17 protein-coding genes and 1 tRNA gene are annotated in these 20,854 nt (G+C 56.5%); 10 read left to right on the forward strand and 8 right to left on the reverse strand.

What is annotated here, in order from left to right; translation table 11 throughout:
* Positions 1-47 precede the first annotated feature (47 nt).
* From rsmA to AARI_RS04505, 4 genes are all read left to right on the forward strand, one after another.
* A complete protein-coding gene (rsmA, locus tag AARI_RS04485) occupies positions 48-932 on the forward strand; it encodes a 16S rRNA (adenine(1518)-N(6)/adenine(1519)-N(6))-dimethyltransferase RsmA (protein ID WP_041648488.1) in 885 nt (294 codons plus the stop codon).
* A 2-nt stretch (positions 933-934) separates the two neighbouring features.
* On the forward strand, positions 935-1,867 hold the full coding sequence (locus tag AARI_RS04490; protein WP_013348159.1) for a 4-(cytidine 5'-diphospho)-2-C-methyl-D-erythritol kinase: 933 nt from the start codon (positions 935-937) through the stop codon (positions 1,865-1,867).
* A gap of 154 nt (positions 1,868-2,021) precedes the next feature.
* Positions 2,022-3,392, forward strand: coding sequence for an NAD(P)/FAD-dependent oxidoreductase (locus tag AARI_RS04495; RefSeq protein ID WP_013348160.1), 1,371 nt, complete (start codon positions 2,022-2,024; stop codon positions 3,390-3,392).
* Positions 3,393-3,613: 221 nt separating this feature from the next.
* Positions 3,614-4,120 (forward strand): GNAT family N-acetyltransferase, encoded by a 507-nt coding sequence (locus AARI_RS04505; protein WP_049862712.1) that lies wholly within the window; start codon positions 3,614-3,616, stop codon positions 4,118-4,120.
* On the opposite strand, the gene AARI_RS04510 is transcribed toward AARI_RS04505, so the two are convergent.
* Positions 4,107-4,484, reverse strand: a complete 378-nt coding sequence (locus tag AARI_RS04510; RefSeq protein ID WP_231849442.1) for a putative quinol monooxygenase — start codon at positions 4,482-4,484, stop codon at positions 4,107-4,109. The two genes, AARI_RS04505 and AARI_RS04510, sit on opposite strands and share 14 nt — an antisense overlap.
* Before the next feature lie 10 nt (positions 4,485-4,494).
* Positions 4,495-6,285 (reverse strand): ABC-F family ATP-binding cassette domain-containing protein, encoded by a 1,791-nt coding sequence (locus AARI_RS04515; RefSeq protein ID WP_013348164.1) that lies wholly within the window; start codon positions 6,283-6,285, stop codon positions 4,495-4,497.
* A gap of 197 nt (positions 6,286-6,482) precedes the next feature.
* Here AARI_RS04515 and AARI_RS04520 point away from each other — a divergent pair.
* The 3 genes from AARI_RS04520 (at position 6,483) to AARI_RS04530 (ending at position 9,194) form a co-directional block, all read left to right on the forward strand.
* A tRNA-Gln gene (locus tag AARI_RS04520) sits at positions 6,483-6,557 on the forward strand.
* Positions 6,558-6,689: 132 nt separating this feature from the next.
* Positions 6,690-8,141, forward strand: coding sequence for a bifunctional UDP-N-acetylglucosamine diphosphorylase/glucosamine-1-phosphate N-acetyltransferase GlmU (glmU, locus tag AARI_RS04525; protein WP_013348165.1), 1,452 nt, complete (start codon positions 6,690-6,692; stop codon positions 8,139-8,141).
* Between the two features lie 72 nt (positions 8,142-8,213).
* Positions 8,214-9,194, forward strand: a complete 981-nt coding sequence (locus tag AARI_RS04530; protein WP_013348166.1) for a ribose-phosphate diphosphokinase — start codon at positions 8,214-8,216, stop codon at positions 9,192-9,194.
* Between the two features lie 125 nt (positions 9,195-9,319).
* On the opposite strand, the gene AARI_RS19580 is transcribed toward AARI_RS04530, so the two are convergent.
* Positions 9,320-9,670, reverse strand: a complete 351-nt coding sequence (locus tag AARI_RS19580; RefSeq protein WP_157867087.1) for a hypothetical protein — start codon at positions 9,668-9,670, stop codon at positions 9,320-9,322.
* A gap of 281 nt (positions 9,671-9,951) precedes the next feature.
* Here AARI_RS19580 and AARI_RS04535 point away from each other — a divergent pair, with 281 nt between their 5' ends.
* On the forward strand, positions 9,952-10,698 hold the full coding sequence (locus AARI_RS04535; protein WP_013348167.1) for a hypothetical protein: 747 nt from the start codon (positions 9,952-9,954) through the stop codon (positions 10,696-10,698).
* Positions 10,699-11,036: 338 nt separating this feature from the next.
* Here the strand turns inward: AARI_RS04535 and AARI_RS04540 are convergent, their stop codons facing one another.
* Complete coding sequence (locus tag AARI_RS04540) at positions 11,037-11,840, reverse strand: DDE-type integrase/transposase/recombinase (RefSeq protein WP_157867086.1); 804 nt, start codon at positions 11,838-11,840, stop codon at positions 11,037-11,039.
* A 212-nt stretch (positions 11,841-12,052) separates the two neighbouring features.
* Complete coding sequence (locus AARI_RS04545; RefSeq protein WP_013348132.1) at positions 12,053-12,469, reverse strand: hypothetical protein; 417 nt, start codon at positions 12,467-12,469, stop codon at positions 12,053-12,055.
* Between the two features lie 260 nt (positions 12,470-12,729).
* Here AARI_RS04545 and AARI_RS04550 point away from each other — a divergent pair, with 260 nt between their 5' ends.
* Entirely contained in the window at positions 12,730-14,037 is a 1,308-nt protein-coding gene (locus AARI_RS04550) for an ISL3-like element ISAar19 family transposase (protein ID WP_013347368.1), read from the forward strand.
* Between the two features lie 323 nt (positions 14,038-14,360).
* Here the strand turns inward: AARI_RS04550 and AARI_RS04555 are convergent, their stop codons facing one another.
* The 3 genes from AARI_RS04555 to AARI_RS04565 all read right to left on the reverse strand — a co-directional run bounded on the left by AARI_RS04555 (position 14,361) and on the right by AARI_RS04565 (position 18,666).
* The gene (locus AARI_RS04555; RefSeq protein WP_013348168.1) at positions 14,361-17,150 is read right to left on the reverse strand and encodes a hypothetical protein; all 2,790 of its coding nucleotides are present in this window, start codon (positions 17,148-17,150) and stop codon (positions 14,361-14,363) included.
* A complete protein-coding gene (locus AARI_RS04560) occupies positions 17,147-17,809 on the reverse strand; it encodes an ABC transporter ATP-binding protein (RefSeq protein ID WP_157867088.1) in 663 nt (220 codons plus the stop codon). The genes AARI_RS04555 and AARI_RS04560 overlap by 4 nt, the downstream gene beginning before the upstream one ends.
* Before the next feature lie 371 nt (positions 17,810-18,180).
* On the reverse strand, positions 18,181-18,666 hold the full coding sequence (locus AARI_RS04565; protein WP_013348170.1) for a hypothetical protein: 486 nt from the start codon (positions 18,664-18,666) through the stop codon (positions 18,181-18,183).
* Between the two features lie 633 nt (positions 18,667-19,299).
* Here AARI_RS04565 and AARI_RS04580 point away from each other — a divergent pair.
* Positions 19,300-20,447 (forward strand): IS3-like element ISAar3 family transposase gene (locus tag AARI_RS04580; RefSeq protein ID WP_157867089.1). Its coding sequence is split into 2 segments (ribosomal slippage): positions 19,300-19,573 and positions 19,573-20,447, totalling 1,149 coding nucleotides; the frame shifts between segments, so codons are not numbered across the junction.
* Positions 20,448-20,854 lie beyond the last annotated feature (407 nt).

Here is a 20,854-nt window from a genome sequence, read left to right on the forward strand (position 1 = left end):
CGTTGTTATGTTTGGATCAATCTAGCTGAACTAGAATTGGATTTGTGATGTCTAAGGAATCTTTGCCGCTGCTTGGGGCCACCGAAATCCGTCGTCTGGCTGAAGAGCTGGGAATCCGCCCTACCAAGACGCTGGGGCAGAACTTTGTGATCGATGGGAACACCATCCGCCGCATCGTCGCCGCCGCCAAAGTCGACCCATCTGAAACGGTGCTGGAGGTGGGCCCGGGACTAGGATCCCTGACCTTGGGCATCATGGATGCCGCCGCCAAAGTCGTGGCCGTGGAAATCGACCCACCGCTGGCCAAACGCCTTCCGCAGACCATGGCCGAGTTCCGCCCTGGCCGTGAAGATGACCTGACAGTGATCCTTTCCGATGCCATGAAGGTCACCGAACTTCCCGGAGAGCCGACCTCTCTGGTTGCAAACCTTCCATATAACGTAGCTGTGCCCGTCGTGCTGCACCTGCTGGAGCACTTCCCATCCATCCGCAATGGCCTGGTCATGGTGCAGGATGAAGTGGCCGACCGGATGGCAGCCACCCCGGGCAATAAGATCTACGGTGTCCCATCGGTCAAGGGCGCCTGGTACGGAACCATGCGCAAAGCCGGCGTCATCGGCATGAACGTCTTCTGGCCCGCTCCAAAGATCCATTCCGGCCTGGTGGGATTCACCCGCGACAAGGATCGCAGCGATGCCCCGGATCGCAGGGAAGTCTTTGCCATTATCGACGCGGCCTTCGCACAGCGTCGCAAGACCCTGCGCGCGGCCCTCTCCGGCTGGGCCGGTTCCGGTGCTCGTGCTGAGCAGATCCTGGTTGCCGCCGGCATCGATCCGAAGGAACGCGGGGAGAAGCTGGATATCGAGCAGTACATTGACATTGCCCGAGCTGCACAGGCTGTTCCGGCGCAAGCCCCGTCGAGCGAGGCATAAGCATGTCCAAGCAGCATGTAATTGCCACCGCACCGGGCAAGATCAACTGCTATTTCAAGGTAGGCCCTCCGCGTGAGGATGGCTACCATGAAGTCGCCAGCCTCTACGTGGCGGTTTCCCTGACCGAACAGATCGAGGCGACCCTGCGCACCGATGGGGAACTGCTGCTGAGCTTGGAGCCTGATTCTCCGGTGGTCTCGGAACCGGAGAACTTTCCGCTGGGGTCCAATAACCTGGTGCATCAAGCAGCAGAACTGCTGCGGGAGCATACCGGCTGTACCCTCGGAGCGGACCTGCACATCACCAAGCGGGTGCCGATTGCCGGTGGCATGGGTGGCGGCTCCGCTGATGCAGCAGCCACCCTGGTGGCGTGCAATGAGCTGTGGGGAACCGGGCTGGACCGCGAGGAACTGGGCCGCTTGGGCGCACGCCTAGGGGCTGACGTACCCTTTGCCTTGATGGGTGGAGCGGCCATCGGCCTGGGCATCGGGGACAAACTGGCCCCGCTGCTGACCCGGGGAAAGACCCATTGGGTGCTGATCCCAGCCAGCTACGGCCTGTCGACTCCGCGAGTCTACGGCATGCTTGATCGCCTGCGTTCAGGCACCGAAGTTGAAGTCCCCCAAGAAATCGACCCAGCGGTTATCGAAGCGCTGATGGCTTCGGATGCACCAGCGTTATCCCAGGTGCTCGCCAACGACCTGACCCAGGCTTCCTTGGCACTGGCTCCAGAACTGGGCACCATGCGCGATATGGCGGAAGGTGCCGGCGCCCTGCGTGCCATGGTTTCCGGCTCAGGGCCAACTCTGGCGCTGCTGGTCAAGGATGGAGAACATGCCCAAGAGGTCATGGCCCAGCTCGGTGACGAGGTAGGCGTTGCCACCATTCCGGTCACTGCTCCAGCTGCCGGTGCGCACATCATCTTGTCTGAATGACATGTCTGGAAATCCCTGCCTGCATCGATGCAGGCAGGGATTTCTTTTGCTGATTTGCCCCTGGGGTCTTGTTGCGCCTCCAGCCTGGCCCTAGGCTGAATCCCAAGACACTTATTGATTGCCATTCATTTTTGATTCTGGGGCGGAACACAACATGCTCAACGGACGAGTCTCGCACTGGTGGGAAGAAATCGGACTGCCAGCGCCACGCGAGCAGTTGCGCGGCCATAGCACCGCTGATGTCGCGATCGTCGGTGCAGGATTCACCGGATTGTGGACCGCTTACTATTTGGCCAAGGCCAATCCGAAGCTGGATATCACCATCCTCGAAGCCCGGCACGTGGGCTATGGCGCCTCGGGGCGCAATGGGGGATGGCTTACCAATACCATCACCGCTGGCCGCGACCGCTACCTGGCTTCCCATGGCCGGCAAGCGGTCAACGACTTCCAGCTGGCCATGAACCAGACCGTGGCCGAGGTCATTGCCGTTTGTTCAGCCGAAGGCATCGATGCGGAGCTGAAGCAAGGCGGGGAACTGGAAGTTGCCTACACTGCTGCCCAGGAACAACGCCTGCGGGACGATGCGATGACCGACGCGCGATGGGAGCATTCGGATACCGTCCTGCTGGAAGCCGGTGCAACGCAGGCAAAGATCAACGTCGCCAATGCCCGGGCTGGGCTGTTCCATCCGCATGCGGCCAGGATCCACCCGGCTAAACTGGTGCGCGGACTGGCCGAAGTCGTGGAACGGCTCGGAGTGAAAATCCATGAGGACACGCGCGCTACCGCACTGCAGCCGCACCACGTCGACTTCGAAGCCGGTACCCTCAAGGCCCAGTCCGTCATCCGGGCCACCGAAGGATTCACCGCCGGATTGGCCGGGCACAAGCGCTTGTGGCTGCCGATGAATTCGTCCTTGATCGCTACCGAACCACTGCCTTCATCCATTTGGGATGAACTGAACTGGAAGCATGGCGAGGTGCTGGGGGACTACGCCCATGTTTACATGTATGCGCAGCGTACTGCCGATGATCGGATTGCCATTGGCGGACGGGGCGTGCCGTACAAGTATGGTTCGCGCACGGATACCGATGGCGTGACGCCGCAAAAAACGGTACAGGGGCTGCAAGAAATATTGCACCGGATGTTCCCGCAAACCCGGGGAGCAAGGATCGAGCATGCATGGTCCGGGGTCCTTGGCGTGCCACGGGACTGGGCGGCTACCGTCGGGCTGGATCCGGACACCGGCCTGGGCTGGGCCGGAGGGTATGTCGGAACCGGGGTTGGCGCGGCGAACCTGGCCGGACGCACCCTGCGCGACTTGATCCTCGGGGCCGAGACTGAATTGACCAATTTGCCATGGGTAAACCATCGGGTGCGCAAATGGGAGCCCGAACCCTTGCGCTGGCTGGCAACCAAAGGACTCTATGCCGCCTACGGCGCTGCCGACCGAAGCGAACTCAAGGGCAGGACAAGCACCTCTGCACTAGCGGTGCTTGCCGATAGGATCACCGGAAAACCTTGAAGGGTTCCAGCGGCGGGCATAGACGGTGGCCATGGGACGGAAAACGCGTGGATTCTATCTATGGGCTGCAGCACTAGTTCTTATTATTTCTGGTGTCTTGATGATCACGCTGATGCAGGTCGGAATTCTGGGATGGTTGCTGCAAGGCGCGGGGATCATTCTCTCGGCTTTCGCCATCGGCGCCCGCAGCAGGCCCCAGACTCATGCCTGAGGGAGGCAAAATGCTCCTGAACGACGGCAAGTTATCCGTACAGGGCCGGAACTACCTCGTGCGCGAAGCGCGAATAGAGGATCTTGAACAGGTCATTGCCTTGATGGAACAGGATGAAATACGCCGTGCAGAGCATTCTGGGGCAGCCGGCGGGCCGGAACACTATCTGGAGGCATTCGGTGAAATTGATGCTGACCCCGCGCATGCGCTGATTGTGCTGGAAGGCGAGGGCGGAAAAATTGTTGGCACGATGCAGCTGACCACCTTGCCGAGTCTTGCGCGCCGAGCGGCGAAACGGATGCAGATCGAGGCAGTTCGAGTGGCCAGCGAGTCGCGCCGAAGCGGACTGGGCACGCAAATGATCCGCTGGGCTATCTGCGACGCGGAACACAAGGGCATTTCACTCATCCAGCTGACAAGCGATGCGCAGCGTCAGGACGCGCACCGCTTCTACCAGAGGTTGGGATTCATCCCGTCGCATGTGGGCTTCAAAATGCGCCTTGCTACACGCCCGTGACCTCGTAGCTGCGCTGTAATCCGGAAGTCCTGCGGCCCCACGTGCTTGCCGTGGCCCGCTGCTGGTGGGCTTCAAACGCAGCGCCGTCTGCAAATTCCTCGTTCACCAGCCAAACCCAGGGATCCTGTGATTGCGTGACTGTGAAAGAAATACAGCCGGGTTCAGCCTTGGTCAGCCGAATATGCTCCGGCAGTAATTTCTTCACCAGCTCGACTTCGGCCGCATCCTTGCACAGCAGCTTCCCCTCCAAAATCACGGTTCCCATGCTGGAAAGTCTGCCATGATCCCGGCGTGCAGCGGACAAGTTACCTAAAGAAAAGCCGATGGCTCGGAAATAAATTTCCGAGCCATCGGCGCGAGCCACAGATCAGGTGCTATCCGAGCAGCTCGGATAGTTCCAGCCAGCGTTCTTCCAACTGGTCAATCTGCGATTGGTATTCGTTGATCTCAGCGGTGAACTTGCCCAGGCCCTCATAATCGCTTTGGTCATGAGCTGCCATCTTGGCATGGACCTTGGCGATCTTCTCCTCCAGCTGTCCTACCTTGCGCTCGTTGGCGTTCAGTTCCTTCTGCGCGGCACGCAGCTCGGCGCCCGAGGGGCCGGCAGGCTTAGCCGGGGCTGCGGAGGAAGCCTGCGAAGGATTGGAACCGCCGGTAGAGCCCTCGGCGCTGCGAAGCTTCAAGTACTCATCCACGCCGCCTGGCACATGGCGGAAGTGGCCGTTCAAGATGGCGTACTGCTGGTCGGTGACGCGTTCAAGCAGGTAACGGTCGTGGGAAACGACAATCAAGGTGCCCGGCCAGGAGTCCAACAGGTCTTCCAAGGCGGCCAGCATGTCGGTATCGACATCGTTGGTCGGCTCATCGAGGATCATCACATTCGGCTCGTCCATCAGGATCATCAGCAGCTGCAGGCGGCGGCGCTGGCCACCGGAGAGCTCGGCGACCTTGGTGGACAGGTGTGCCGAGGAGAAGCCCAGACGCTCCAGCAGCTGTGCTGGCGTCAGGTCCTTGCCATCGACGTTGAAGGTGGTGCGGTAGCGAGCCAGGACTTCGCGGACCTTGTCCTGGCCGATCTGCTCCAATTCGCGGAACTGCTGGTCCAGCACGGCAAGCTTCACGGTCTGGCCGCGCTTGATCTTGCCGCCGGTCGGTTCCACGGTGCCGGCGATCAGGCCCAGCAAGGTGGATTTGCCGGCGCCGTTGGCACCGAGCAGGCCGGTGCGTTCGCCCGGGCCGATACGCCAGGTAAACGGCTTGAGCACCTGCTTGGCACCGAAGGACACCTCGGTATCCAGCAGGTCGATGACGTCCTTGCCCAGGCGGCTGGTGGCCATCTTCTGCAATTCCAGCGGGTTGCGGGCCGGTGGAACATCGGCAATCAGCTGGTTAGCGGCCTCGATGCGGAATTTCGGTTTGGAAGTACGGGCCGGGGCGCCGCGGCGCAGCCAGGCCAGTTCCTTCTTCATCATGTTCTGGCGCTTGTTTTCGGTAACCGCGGCGATGCGGTCGCGTTCCACGCGCTGCAGCACGTACGCGGCGTAGCCGCCTTCGAAAGGCTCGACCAAGCGGTCGTGGACTTCCCAGGTCGTGGTGCAGACCGCGTCCAGGAACCAGCGGTCGTGGGTGACTACCATCAAGCCGCCGGAGCTCTTGGACCAGCGCTTGTCGATGTGCTCGGCGAGCCAGGAGATGCCCTCGACATCCAAATGGTTGGTCGGCTCGTCCAGGATGATGACATCCCAGTCCTGCACCAGCAAAGCGGCCAGTGCCACGCGGCGGCGCTGTCCGCCGGAGAGGGTTCCGATTTTCGCTTCCCAGTCCAGATCGGCGACCAGCCCGGAGATGATGTCGCGGATGCGGGCTTCGCCGGCCCACTGGTGATCATCCATCTCTCCGACCACGCTGAAGTGCACCGTTGCTTCGGGGTCCAGGGTGTCTGACTGGTCAAGCACACCCACGCGCAGGCCATTGCGCTTGGTCACACGCCCGGAGTTCGGTTCAATCTTGTCACTGAGCATGCCAAGCAGCGAGGACTTGCCTTCGCCATTGCGGCCCACCAAGCCGATGCGGTCGCCATCGGAAATTCCGATGGTTACCGAGTCGAAAACGACGTGGGTGGGATATTCCAGATGTAGGGCTTCGCCCCCGAGTAAATGTGCCACGATTTCTATTTTACGTTCCGGGGGCAAATCGAGATCGCGGCAGGGCACATGGGGTCCGCGCGGGGCCAGTGAGCGGCAGGAGAATAAAACAGAGAATAAAAGTGAGTTTAGCTACGGTGTTTTGCGATTTCGCACATCGGGCTGATCATGGCAGAATAATTAGCGTGCTTGTTGGGTATGACCTGCACAAGCCATTTTCCGCCCTGGTGTAATGGCAACACGCCAGCCTTTGGAGCTGTGCATTCTAGGTTCGAATCCTAGGGGCGGAACCAATCAAGAAGCGTCACGCATGTGGCGCTTTTATTTTTTGACCAGTTCAGCGCATCCCGGAGCTCGCGATAGACTTGCTTTGAGGTTTTACTTTTCTGCCCAAAACCTTGAATCCAATTTGCAGGAGAATGCACTTGAGTGATCAGGTCAACGCACCAGTAGCTGTCATCGTCCTAGCCGCCGGGGCTGGTACCCGCATGAAGTCGGCGAAGCCGAAAATCATGCATGAAATCGCAGGTCGGTCCATGATTGGCCATGCGCTTCATGCGGCTTCAGCTTTGCAGCCGCAAAACCTGGTTGCGGTTGTCCGCCACCAGCGCGACCTGGTTGCAGAACACATTCTGAGCCAGTTCCCTTCCATCACCATTGCCGACCAGGATGAAATTCCAGGCACCGGCCGTGCAGTCCAGCAGGGCTTGGAAGTTGTGGACCCGGCACTTGAAGGCACCGTTGTGGTGACCTACGGCGATGTGCCATTGCTCACCAGTGAAGTCCTCCAGGACCTGGTCGCCACGCACGAGTCCAACGGCAATTCGGTCACCGTGCTGACCACCGAATTGGATGACCCCAATGGCTACGGCCGCATCCTGCGCGATGACAAGGGCGAGGTTGCAGGGATCCGCGAGCAGAAGGACGCTTCGGCTGACGAGCTGCTCATCAAGGAAATCAACTCTGGCATCTACGCTTTCGATGCCAAGATCCTGCGTTCGGCGCTGACCGAGGTCACCACCGAGAACGCGCAGGGCGAAATGTACCTGACCGACGTGTTGGCAATTGCCCGCGAACGCGGTGGCCGTGTGGCTTCCTCGCAGATCGCGGACCGCTGGCAGATCGAAGGGGCCAACGACCGCGTGCAGGTTTCCAACCTGGCTCGCATCTACAACGAGCGCAAGACCGAATTCTGGATGCGCCAGGGCGTGACCATCGTTGATCCGGCCACCACTTGGATTGACGCTGATGTGATGATCGGCCAGGACGCCACCATCAAGCCAGGTACCCAGCTGCACGGCGAGACCATCATCGGCGCTAACGCGACCGTCGGCCCGGACACCACCTTGACTAACGTCGTGGTCGGCCAGCGCGCCACCGTCAAGCGCACCGACGCCACCGACTCGCGCATTGCAGAGGGCGCTTCGGTAGGTCCGTTCGCCTACCTGCGTCCGGGCACCGACCTCGGTGTAGATGGCAAGATCGGTGCCTTCTACGAAACCAAGAATGTCACGATTGGCCGTGGCTCCAAGCTCTCGCACCTCGGCTACGCCGGAGATGCTGAAATCGGTGAATTCACCAACATCGGCTGCGGCAACATCACCGCAAACTACGATGGCGAAAAGAAGCACCGCACCAAGATCGGCTCGCATGTGCGCACCAGCTCTAACACCGTATTCGTTGCTCCGGTTGAAATCGGAGACGGCGCATACACCGGAGCCGGAGCCATCGTCCGCAAGAACGTCCCGGCCGGTGCCCTAGCACTGTCTGTGGCACCGCAGCGCAACTCCGAGGGCTGGACGCTTGAAAAGCGCCCGGGCACTTCCTCGGCTGACGCAGCGTTCAAGTCCTCACTGAACTCTTCGGCCTCCGAGTAATTCAGCTACAGACTTCATTTCCTCGACAACAACCTCATACGTGATAGCGAAGCGAGCGAGAAAGCAAACCCCATGAGTGAAATCAGCCATAACGTCGACAAGAAGCTGGTGCTGGCCACCGGCCGTGCGCACCCCGAGCTGGCCGCCGAGGTCGCCAAGGCACTTGATACCGAACTGCTGCCGCTGAACGCGTACGACTTCGCCAATGGCGAGATCTACGTCCGTTCAGATGAATCGGTTCGCGGCAAGGAAGTCTTCTTGCTGCAGTCCTACCCGGCACCGCTGAACAACTGGCTGATGGAACAGCTGATCATGATTGACTCGATGAAGCGCGCTTCGGCTCGCCGCATCACCGTCGTGGCGCCATTCTACCCTTATGCACGCCAGGACAAGAAGGGCCGCGGCCGCGAGCCGATCTCGGCCCGCCTGGTCGCGGACCTGTTCAAAACCGCTGGTGCTGACCGCGTGATCTCTTGCGATCTGCACACCGCGCAGATCCAGGGCTTCTTCGATGGTCCAGTGGATCATCTGTTCGGCTTCCCGCTGCTGGCTGACTACATCAAGTCCAAGGTAGACGTCAATGAAGTCACCGTGGTTTCCCCTGATACCGGCCGCGTGCGCGTCGCCGAGCAGTGGGCAGACCGTTTGGGCGGCACCCCGCTGGCGTTCGTCCACAAGTCCCGCGATCTGACCGTGCCTAACCAGGCCGAGTCCAAGACCGTGGTGGGCCAGGTCGAGGGCCGCACCGCGATCCTGATCGATGACATGATCGACACCGGTGGAACCATCGCAGGTGCTGTGCGCGTGCTGAAGGAAGCCGGCGCCAAGGATGTCATCATCGCCGCGACCCACGCAGTGTTCTCGGATCCAGCCGCGCAGCGCCTGGCCGAGTGCGGTGCCAAGGAAGTTGTTGTCACCAACACCCTGCCGATCCCGGAAGAGAAGCGCTTCGAGAACCTGACCGTGCTGTCGATCGCTCCAACGATCGCTCGCGCCATCTCCGAGGTATTCCACGAAGGTTCGGTTACGAACCTGTTTGACGGCCGCGCCTAGCAGCCCTCGTTTCGCAACGCCTCTGGCCGGCACCCGCATGGGTGCCGGCCAGAGGCGTTTAGACAAACATCCAAGGAGCCTTTTAGTGAGAACGCTCTGTGGTTCAGTCGATCAGCCTTTGAAAATCATATGGTCGACATGACTGTAAACGTATTGTTGTGCAACTGGTTCGCCGGGACTTCCTCAACGGTAAACGGAGTGTGATTCAGCAAACCGTTACGAGCCACCAGTGCGGTCTCACGGTCATTCCTGATAGTGAAAGTCGCAGATGAAACTCCTAATACGACACCGCAGCCTCGGTAGCGGATACCTGCGCCGACAACATGGTCGCCCGCTTCCACAATGCCTTTGCAAGGAGTACCCCACGTGGCGGGATGTTCAACGCCGTCCACGAGAACGAATGGATTAGCAAAAGCACGAAGGAATATCGAGGAAAGCCAGTACGGCGCCACAGTGACTTTTAGGGAAGGGGTCATATTCATAGCCTATTTGTTTCCGAAAGCCTCAGTAAAACCGTCCATAGTCCTCAGCACTGCGCCGAGCCGCCCGTAAGAGTAACGCTATCCGTGACGTTATCCGGCGACAAGTTCGATTCGATCAACCCCTGTCGCGGTCGTCCGCATTTCCTATGAGAGCCAGCCTCTAACCAACCGGTTTTCCATGGGAAGATGGTTCCAGGGCCTCCCTGCAGATCGGCGTTCAACCGTGGACCCATTCAGTCGTCGGCTTCGATCGGGGCGAGTGGGAAACTTGCCACGTGAATTCGCGCGTTGAATTCGTGCTTGACGGCTGCGGTCTCACCGACTTGATTGGTCCGGATGCCCTATCTGGGTACGTGAGCATATTTGATGCGAGCGACATTAAACTTGCTGCTGAAGTGCTTATGGGAAGGACCCGGCTGACGGACTATTTTCCGTCGGAAGGTCGGATTCCGCTTCTATTTTGTTCCTGTGGCGATCCCGGTGAAGGGGCAATGACCGTGCGTTTGTCAATTACGAAGGACACGGTGACCTGGGACCAATGGGCTTGGGAACATGACAGTTTTCCGATCGAATGGCTCCCGCATCTACCTGCTTACCATTTTCCGTTTGATGGATACGAGGCAGCACTAGATGAAGCTGGGCAAATGGCCCTGGAGATAATGGGCACGGCCAGCAGCATCATCCGGATTGCTAGCCCCGGGCAGGGCATCATGCATTGGCTGGATAAACGGAAACGGGGCGAACTAGCTTGCCAACTCGACCTCTTGGACATTGAAATCATCCAACCGGCACCAGACCTGCAAGTCACCGACTTACGCCAGCTCATCAACGAGGTTCAAGCACTCCGAACTGCATTGGGCGCGTCCCTGAGTAATCGTCGCTATGAACCGACACGAGAACAGAGCCAACAAGTGGTTTCCTCAACAGCCAAAATTCTCGATTCGACCGAAGCCTTCCGGCTTCCTGGGCAGACGCAGGAAAGCCTGGAATGGCTGCGGGACAGATTTCAGAGCGGCGCATAATCCGTTGATCCAACGGTCCTGACTTTTGCATTCAGTTCTGTATGGAAGCCCGTAAGAGGAACCTCAACTGGGACGGTGCAAGGTAGATGCAGAGCGCCGCCCAATTGCTGATGCGACTCGGTCTCGGACTTTAGTCGAGTTTCCCAAAGGGGCCGGCGGCGTCGAGCGGAATCCGCTCTGGCTTCCTGGACATGATCAAGAACGCTATGCCAAAGAAAAATACAGCTATGGCAAGCCCAAGTAGAGCTGTGTCGCTTGATGTCGCAGGGCAGCCCGCAGAACTGTCATCAATCTCAGGACAGCTCCGCCATCGAAAAATGTCAAGCTGTGTGGAGTCACTAAGCTGCCTGCAACGCAACACCCGCCTCTTCTGACGGCAGGTTAATCCCCACGACCCCCGCAGGCGCAGGCGTCACCGGACGGTAATGAAAACGTGCCGGATGCAACCGGTAATAATCCTCCAATGCCTGCTGCCGCACCTGCCAAACATGCTCCCAAGACCCGTCGTGGACCTGCGCCGGAGAGAACAAAGCAATCCCCGAATGCTTGTGCTGCCCGTTGTACCACGGCACGTACCCATCCAAATAGGCTCGCGCATCGGCAAGCGCGGAGAATACTTTTGGATAATCGGGACGATACTTCATCGTCCTGAATCCGGACTCACTGAACGGGTTGTCATTCGATACGTAGGGCCGGTTATGGCTCAGCTCAACACCTTTGGCCTCCAACGCGTCTTTCAAGGCATTGGACTTCATGGCCGGCCCAGAATCGGCATGTACTACATGGGGCACGCCGTAGGTTTTGAAAGCGTCTTGGAACATCTCCACGGCCAGATGATCCGCTTCGCGCTCCTCCACCCGGTACCCGACGATCTGCCGGGAGAAAATATCGATGATCGAATAGGCCTTGAACACGCGGTTCTTATACGGCGAATACAAGTCGGTAATGTCCCACGACCAGATCTGCCCAGGACCGGTGGCTTTCAACACAGGCTTTTGTCCTCGTGTTGTGCGGTTTTGTTTTCGGGTGGGCACCTTCGGGCGGAGCATCTGCTCTTCGAGCGCTGCGGCAATACGCCACCATGCGCGCCGCGAGGCGAGCATGAGTCCTTCATCCCAGGCTGTGGCAAAGGAATGGTCCACCGAGTTCCCCTCGGCCCACCCGGCAAGAATACGCTCTTCGATGCGCTCACAGTCCCCGGGGCTGATCCTGGTGGAATAGGCGCGATCCGCCTGGTGGATCGGGTTCGTTGCCCTGGGCCTCGGACTGCTCCGGTAGTGCCAGGTCGAACGGGAAAGACCGGTGACTTTGAGGGCTTGGCGTTGCGAACCGTTAAGGCTCGTTAGGGCTCGGATCAGTTCGTTTTCCGTGGCGATGAATTCTTGCGCTCGTCCGTCGTTGACGTGGCGGGCTCTTGCTCGTTCAACGCGTGCAAGAGCCCGATAGCTTTTCCCAGGGCCTCGTTAGTTCCTTCGAGCTGGCGGACGCGTTCACGCAGCGCCTTGAGCTCGTCCTCGTGTTCTGCTTGTTCCTTGGCACGGGCTTGCTCGAAGGCTGAGCGTTGGCTCGGGGTAGTGTTCATCTGTCCATGATCTCGTGGAACGAGGTTGCGGTCGAGGTCCCCTTCGAAGACGAGCTGGTTCCAGCGGTAGAACGTGGCCCTGGAGAAGGGCTGTTGCTGCAGCCATGCAGTCCGGGTGCCGTGGGGCTGCAGGTTGTATTGGTGGACGTAGTCCCTGATTTCTTCGCGGGTGACGCCGACGGTGCTCATGGTGGTTCCTTCTGGTCAGTGGTGGGTCGTGGTTGACTCACTTACAGCCTGACCGAGAGGGATGGCTGCAAGAACATCACGAAACTACCTGCTGCTCCTGCGAAAGTCAGCAGGAGTCCTATTGTGGCTCTTCAGGAATAAGAGTGTAACCACCTGAAACCAACACCCCGATTCCCGGGCATGTCGCCGAGCACGAAAAAGTCGAGGTCTTCCAGAAGAATGGAAGTTACTACACTAGCCATTTTCGAAAGACCTCGACGTTGCTCAATCCTACCTTCACCGCACCAGACCTCACCACTTTCACCAATCTTGACGGCTTGGGACTGACCGCAATCGGGCAACACCTGAGCGCAGCGAAAGCCGAAATCCTCTGCCACGTCACCAACCCGATCCCTTGGTGCCAAACCTGCGGAGCAGCAGGCATTCCACGCGATACCGTCACTCGCCGCCTCGCCCACGAACCATTGGGCTGGCGTCCCACTGTCCTAGTCATCAAACACCGCCGCTACCGTTGCGCCAATTGCCAACGAGTCTGGCGTGAAGAGCTGTCCCAAGCAGTAGCGCCACGCCAGAAAATCAGCAGGACCGGGCTACGCTGGGCGCTGGTTGGACTGGTCTGCCACCACTTGTCAGTCTCCCGAATTGCCGAAGGCCTCGGCGTCACCTGGAATACCGCCAATGAGGCTGTGCTGGCTGAAGGTCAACGCTTACTGATTGATGATCCAACCCGCTTCGACGGGGTCAAAGTGCTGGGAGTCGATGAACATGTTTGGCGGCATACCCGAACCGGCGACAAATACGTCACCGTGATTGTGGACCTCACCGCGGTGCGTGACGGCACCGGTACCGCACGACTGATCGACATGGTCCCTGGAAGATCCAAAGCTGTATTCAAAACCTGGCTGGCTGATCAAGAAGAACAATGGAAACAGGGCATTGAAGTCGTCGCAATGGACGGTTTCACCGGCTTCAAAACAGCTGCCGTCGAGGAGCTACCCCACGCGGTGGAGGTGTTGGATCCATTCCATGTAGTCAAACTAGGTTCCGAGGCGCTGGACCAGACCCGGCAACGGATTCAACGTGAGCAACATGGGCGTCGAGGACGCAAGGATGACCCGCTTTACAAGTGCAGGCGAACGCTGACCACGGGACTATCCTTGGCTACGGAAAAGCAGAAGACCAAGCTTGAAGACCTGTTCAAGGAGCCGGAGTATGAGCCGGTTCAATTGGTCTGGAGCGTGTATCAGAAGATGGTGGATGCCTACCGGCAACCGAAGCCCGAGGTCGGACGGTGGGCCTTGGAGCAACTGATCAACGAAGTTGGCACGAAGGTACCGAAAGGGTTGCCGGAGCTGAAAAAGCTCGGCGGCACCCTGCGCAGGAGGAAGACGGACATTCTCGCGTACTTTGATCATATTGGTAGTTCGAATGGTCCTACCGAGGCTTTGAATGGCAGGTTGGAGCATCTGCGAGGTATCGCGTTGGGGTTCAAGAATCTGGCGCACTATATCGCCCGGTCGTTGTTGGAGACCGGTGGGTTTAGACGGCGTTTACACCCTCAATCCTGAAGAGCCCCTATTGTCAGGCAAACGGCCTTACTCGAAGCTTTCATACTTCATTCAAACACAGCACAACGTTTACCTTCTTCATCGCACCCTATGGGGAACCCTCTACGGGACAGTAAAACATGCCATAAAAATTCAGCGATTAAGTATCCTGCAAATCCACCCTGCAAACAATTGTCGCCCGGATTCTCCGACCGAAAATTCTAATAATCGGCTCCGTCGAAAGCAATCAGTGTAATATCAGCCGGAAAACAGCTGCACCCTCCCGAACTGCTTCAAGCAGTAGGCGACGTGATTGACTAATTGATATGTACCCCATATACGCGTTACCTACTTCTGGCCATTCGAAGCGCGAGTTGAAGCAACGTAGCAGACCCCGCAACAACAAAAATCGAAGCTATACCTATCAAAAGTATTTCCAGATTCGGAAAAGTCGCCAAACCAACTGGTACCGACGATGCATCCAACGATGCTCCGCTCAACAACACAACAAATAGAAAAGCCGTCAATGACGCAGCAAGCAAAAACATCACGAAGTGCTCGAGCACTTGCTTACTCCGAATGTTTCTCCACCGAACTGCTGCCGATCGGGTAGCAACAACCCAATCTGAAGCCTGGCGTTTGAGATCAGACTGGGTAGCGGTTGCAAGAATCAAAATCCCACTGCCAGCCGCGGCAGCGCAAGACACGACAGATGGCCCAATAATGCCAGAGGCAATCTCTTTCCCCAGCTCCGTTGTTCCAAGAAGATAATTGCTTCGCACCACTAGATCCACCATGAAAGCAATAGCGACGGCAATTAGGGACAGAGCTACGGATTTAGTCAGAAGCATCGGTAACCGACTAGAAATAACGCGTACCAAACGGGGAAGCCTACGTCCCATATCCGTTCTACTTTCGGAAGAGAACTGTCCCTCTACGCGAGCTGACAGCGAAGCACCAACAAGAGCGGCTAGACCAGTGACAACCAGGGGCACTACGCTATCCCACCGCGTAAAATCAGCATTCTGTAAATGCGCCCTTTGACCTAAGGTCGCAACTAAAACTAAAACAGCTAGAACGAGATAGATATCTTCTGAAAGATGCCACCTGAAACGATGCCAGTACGATAAGGACTGCCCGACTAGTAGATTATTGTTTATTCGTCGTTTTGGATACTGGATGATGATCAACGCGATTAACGATCCCAACACGAGGAACTGGCTCCAGCTTGCCACTTGAGCACCCGAAGTAGACACGGCGTCGCGAGCTGTAATTCCGGCACCCAAAGTGGTGTATTCAAGAGCAACCCACCCTAAAGAATCGACAACCTGAGCCTCGGAATCTGAATCCGTACCGAACGCGTATTTAGGAACAAACGCTTGCACACTTTGTGGTGACGAACCAGCTACAGGGTAAGCACTAAGACCCAAACCCGCGATAGATGCCGCGACGGCATCAATCTTCTCTGAATCTTGTTCCATCTCTCCGGTCAATCCACCTACTCGAACACGTATTGCGTTCACAGGGTCTTTGATCCCGAGGGTGTGGGCTCCGTTGAGAGTAGTCAGCGCACTTGATGCCTGCGCAGCCAGACCCAAGCCGTGCAAAGTCGGTTCCAGTGCCTCTTGAGTGTTCCCTTCCTCGTCCAAGACATTTACTTTCGAGGAATCATAAGCGCCTAGGGGCAACGTACCCGCGCCAATGATTTTGTGCGGTTCAAAATGTCCGGTGACTATTGGAGCTGCTGCAGCTTTTCCTTTGGGCATTCCTGAAAACCCCCACGGCAGCATCCCGTCTTCGTCTTGATCTATCGGGCCAGTGGATCTATATGTTTGACTGTCGCCTAAAGAACGCCCGGTGGCAGAGCCTGCGTTGCCGAGCTTCACTTGCTCATTCATCCTTGATGTCGCATATGTAAATCCTTGTGGCTGTACCCCTATAGATGTGAGGCGCTTGTCAGGCCCACTATCTGAACTTGGACTCCATTGCAGTGGACCGATTGTTGAAGCCTCGTATTTTCCGGCGTAGCTATTAAGTGCGATTTCATCTGTGCCTGGCCATGGAAGACTCAGCTGGGAACCCGCAAAAGGCTGGAATGCGGTCGAAAGGTTCAGGGACTCCGTTCCAACGTTCTGAAAATCAGCCGTTCCCATAGTTCTCAGAATGTCCTCAGCATCTCCGCTGGTACTGCCCATAAGCTTCTCAACCTTTGTATCCAAAGTGGCCGGCGGGTAGGCGTCACTATTTTGGACGATTGGCACAGCCAGGCTTTCCATGCCATATATGCCAAACCTGAGTGCTGGATTTGAGGCGTAGTCAACACCAATTTTGGATAGATCCTGGCGTACCGGGTCGTTGGCGTCCAGCTCGGCTAAGTCCCGAGCAGTGGCTACACCCGTATTATCAAGTGTGGAAACTGCTGATTCGAATGCAACCAGGCGGTCGAGAAATCCACTATTTTCCGCGCCAAGTAGCATTTTTTCTTTGACCGGGTCTACAGCGAAGAGCGTAGTTGAAACATCTGGCAACTGGTTGAGAGCAATCCTGAGATTACCGTCGCCCACGCTGACATATGGAATGTCTCGATTCCCAACGACCATGAAGTTTTCGCCAAAGGGCATGATTGGGCCACCCTCGTATTCTGAGGAGTCGAGCACCATGGTATCTGTGTTGACCGTCGCAAGTCTGTCAGTTAGTCCATCGTTGATGACTACCTTCTGTGTCAATCTCAACGCTAATTTTGAGTTCTGATCAAAAATGTCCAAGGGAATTGTTAACGTGGGCACTTCCGATGCACCAGAGTACCGGGCGATAAAACCGATGGGCGCTGCGACGTCCACGTTCTCTAGCTTGTCGATGGACTGCAAGAGTTTGCTGGGAATCGGGTCGCCTGAAACGTTGGCGAAGTTCGAGTCAAGCAGTGTGCGGCCTTCTTCATCTGTCAGCTCTTGGTTAGATGCTGAAGCAGGCAACACGAGGATGTCGTAGGCACCGCGCCACGTTTCGGCAATTTTTTCTTGGGCATTCCCTTGGACAACCATTTGCGAGAGGAACATAGCAGTGATGGCTGCGATAGCGATGATACTTGCGGCGAGTTTGGGTGTATCCCGCATCAGTCGTAGGAATGACTTCATGGATTCGCAATGTCAGACATAGTGAGAGTGTGGTCTAGCTCGATTATATGTTCGGCGCGGGCAATGACTTCTTGGTCATGCGAAGCGATGACCAAGGTTGCACCATTGTGGCATTTCCGCAGCAACAGATCCATGACGAGCTCTGTAGAGTGCAGGTCCAAGGCCGACGTTGGTTCGTCGAGAATGAAGGCAGAACGACTCTGGTAGATCAAGGCTCTGATAATGGCTGCACGCTGACGCTCTCCGCCAGAGATATTCATTGGTCGCGATTTCAGAACATGGGTGATGGCAAGCGCTTCGGCCAGCTCGCAGACCATTGGACGCAACGTCTTTATCTGGCCACGGCTACATCCCAAAACTATGTTCTCTTGGACGGTCAGTGAACTGATCATTCCGTATTCTTGATCAACCCATCCAACATTTTCCTGACGAAGACTCTCGCGCTTGGACTTGCTGAACGAGTAATAGTCTTGCTCGTCCCAGTAGACATTGCCACTTTCAGGAGCCTGGAAGCCAGCCATGGTGTGAAGGAGCGTAGTTTTTCCTGTTCCGCTTCGTCCCCGCAACACGGTGAATGCACCAGTTGAGAATTCGTACGAGATAGGTTTTTCCGCCATCGTGCCGAACTCTAGCTTCACGTCGGAAAGCGTTATGTTCAATTCTGGGCTCCTTCTAAAAACCCGAAGGGAAGGTTGGAACAACTTCGCCATGCCTTAATGAACATATAAAATTTCCTGGCCAAACCTTGGCTCCAAATGTGATAGTCATAACAGTAGCGTTTAAAATACCTTACGACATGCCTATTTGGCAGGCAACAAGTCATCCGTTGGAACAGCCCAGATGCGAGCTTTCAATTTGATGTTTAACAGTTGCACGCACTTTTCCCGTTCCTAGCTGACACGACTGTTCCATATAAGAGTCGATTGATCGGTTCAAAGCTCGTCTTCGACTTGGCCATGATGAAATTCAATAGGTATGAGCGAGAGTTTCTACCGCCCGTAAGAGGAACGCTATGCGAGAATCCTCTAGGTCAGTCCAGTTGAATTTTGCAGATCTTGCCGGTTGGCCCGCCATTAACGGTGAATTCGAGAGTGAGAACCCGTGCCGTTTTTGGAGGTGCGGGAAGATATACCCAAGTGGATTCCCAGCCGGACATGCCCCCAGCAACCTGTCCAGCGCTCAACCGATATGTGGTGCCTACGTCATCCGAGATAACCGCTCCAACTACTCCAAGAACGAGCTGTCCGGGCATTGAGGGCGGGTCTCCTGCAGCTTCGACTCCAGAGAGTTCTCGAAGCGCACCCCATTGGTTTAGTTGTTCTTCGAAGCGAGCGTCGCGTTGCCGAGTTTCGTCGCTACGTATTCCCTGAAGATAGAGCCTAAGTCCTTCTTTCCCCAGCCATTCGTCAGAAACGATGGGAACATCTGCAATCGATTCGATACCAGCAAATCGGACGCCCACACCTATATTGGTTGCTACGACGAGATCCGCTGGCGCTGAAATAACTGTCATCATGCGACTAGCCTAGCGTCGACCAGAAACTTCTCCACTAAAGCTGATTCAGCGATCCCATAGGTCGAACGCTCTACGGGACGGCACACAGAGAGCAAGATGAACAGCTGGATCTTGAGTGCCCACGGCTGAGTAACTACCGCGATGGTGCCTTTTAAAACTCGGTTTTGGATCGCTCTGCCGTCATATTGACCTCCAGTTTGCGAATTCCTGGCTTGCTTGGCCAAGCTGCCAAACTCCGGTCCGCTCTGAATATTCAGTCCAGACCACGATTTAGGATATTTCCTGCGCCTTCAGTATTGACTCAGAATCAGCATGAACGTGTCAGAACAACGTATTGGGCTACTCCAATCGGGAGTATTCGAATCCATCCGCCGGAGGTGGTCTACCCCAGGATTAAAGTTTGTGAAATAATCGCCGCATGCATGAGAGCGAGCTGCAGACGAAACAAGAAATGATGATCCTCGAGGCTTTAGTTCAAGCGATCGATCGGCGTGAGGAGGTTTTCGACGCGATAGGAAGTTCTGAGAACCTGGACGAAGCTAATCTTCGTGTTGGTTGGGTCCCCGGAAAGTAGTCCAGTGACTATGTGAGTACTCGTGTCCGACAATGGACACAGGAGGAATCACAGAAACAATGGCACGCAGACACACACCAGACCAGGTCATCGCTAAAGTCCGCCAAGGACAAAAGATGCTCAACGACGGACACCCGATGATCGAGGTCATCAAGGAACTTCAGATCACTGAAGCTACTTGGTACCGCTGGATCAACCAGTACGGGTCCGAGAAAAACGCTGAAGCCAGCAAACGTACCAAGGAGCTAGAGAGGGAAAACGCGCGCCTCAAGAAGCTGCTCGCTGATCAGATGCTCGCCAACGACATCCTTACTGAGGTTGCCAAGGGAAAATTCTAAGCCCCGAACCACGCCGCCGTGCTGTACGGATGGCGATGGAAAAATTCGGGGCATCCGAACGCTTCGCTTGCCACGTTCTGGGCCAGAACCGCTCTGCACTACGTAAGAAAAAAACACCGATGAGCTTTGACGAAGCGCAGCTACGAGCCGACTTGAGGGCTGTCGCGTCTAAGCATCCAACGTGGGGCTGGCGCAAAGCCCGCTGGCACTTGCTGGCCACCGAACGATGGAAAGACACTGTCTTGAACAGCAAGCGCATCCGACGATTATGGCGAGAAGAAGGCTTGGTCTGTAAGCCCAAGCGTCGAAAGAAGCGGCGCACCGGCCCAGACGCTGGGGAACAGAAGCGGTTGACCGCCGAGTACCCGATGCATGTACTGAGCTTTGATTTCCAGTCGGATGTCACCTCTTGTGGCCGTCATATCCGGTTCTTCAATGTCATTGATGAGTACACGCGGACCGCTTTGGCGATCATTCCCCGCAGGTCTTTTAAAGCTGCTGATGTGGTGGCTGTTTTGGAGGACATCATTGCTGAAATTGGGATCCAGCCAACGTTTGTGCGGTGTGATAACGGGCCTGAGTTCACTGCTGGCGCGCTGGTGGATTGGTGTAACACTGTGGGGGTGTCCACTGCGTTTATCGATCCGGGCTCACCTTGGCAGAACGGTTTTATCGAGTCGTTCAATGCGCAGTTCCGGCGTGAACAGCTTTCCGGGGAAATTATGGACACTATGGTGGAAGCGAAGTATTTGGCTGATGAATGGAAGGACATTTACAATCATGAGCGTCCCCATGGGTCTTTGGATGGGTTGACGCCGTCCCGGTTTTGGGATGAGTGGGTTAGAGAGAATCAGTTAGCTATCGCATAGCTGCTGGACTGCTTAAAGGGACCCAACCAGTGTCTCTCAGCTGTTGGGAGTGGGAGAAAACTGTGGTCGAGTGGTTCTCGATATGCAGGCCAGAAGGTTCACCCGAGACCAGCGTCAAATTTTAGCTTCGCACTTAGAGGAACTCAGATCAAAGTTATCTCGTGCACAATGAATGGATCATAAACGCCGGAGGCTGCTCTACTCAGCATAGGCGGATAGTGAAAATATGCTTCAGTGGTTGGCTTGGTTCCCGGAAAGTTCATATCTCTTGGACCAAAATGAGTGGGCCTTGCAAAAGAAATATCAGTTGAACCGCCAGCCTGACTTGCACTGACCTTCATTCCTTTGCTGTCCTATAAACGAACGTCTTACGGGACGGGCTCAAACAGCTATAAAGAGAGACCCGT

The sequence above is a fragment of the Glutamicibacter arilaitensis Re117 genome (genome assembly GCF_000197735.1).
Taxonomy (GTDB): Bacteria; Actinomycetota; Actinomycetes; order Actinomycetales; family Micrococcaceae; genus Glutamicibacter; species Glutamicibacter arilaitensis.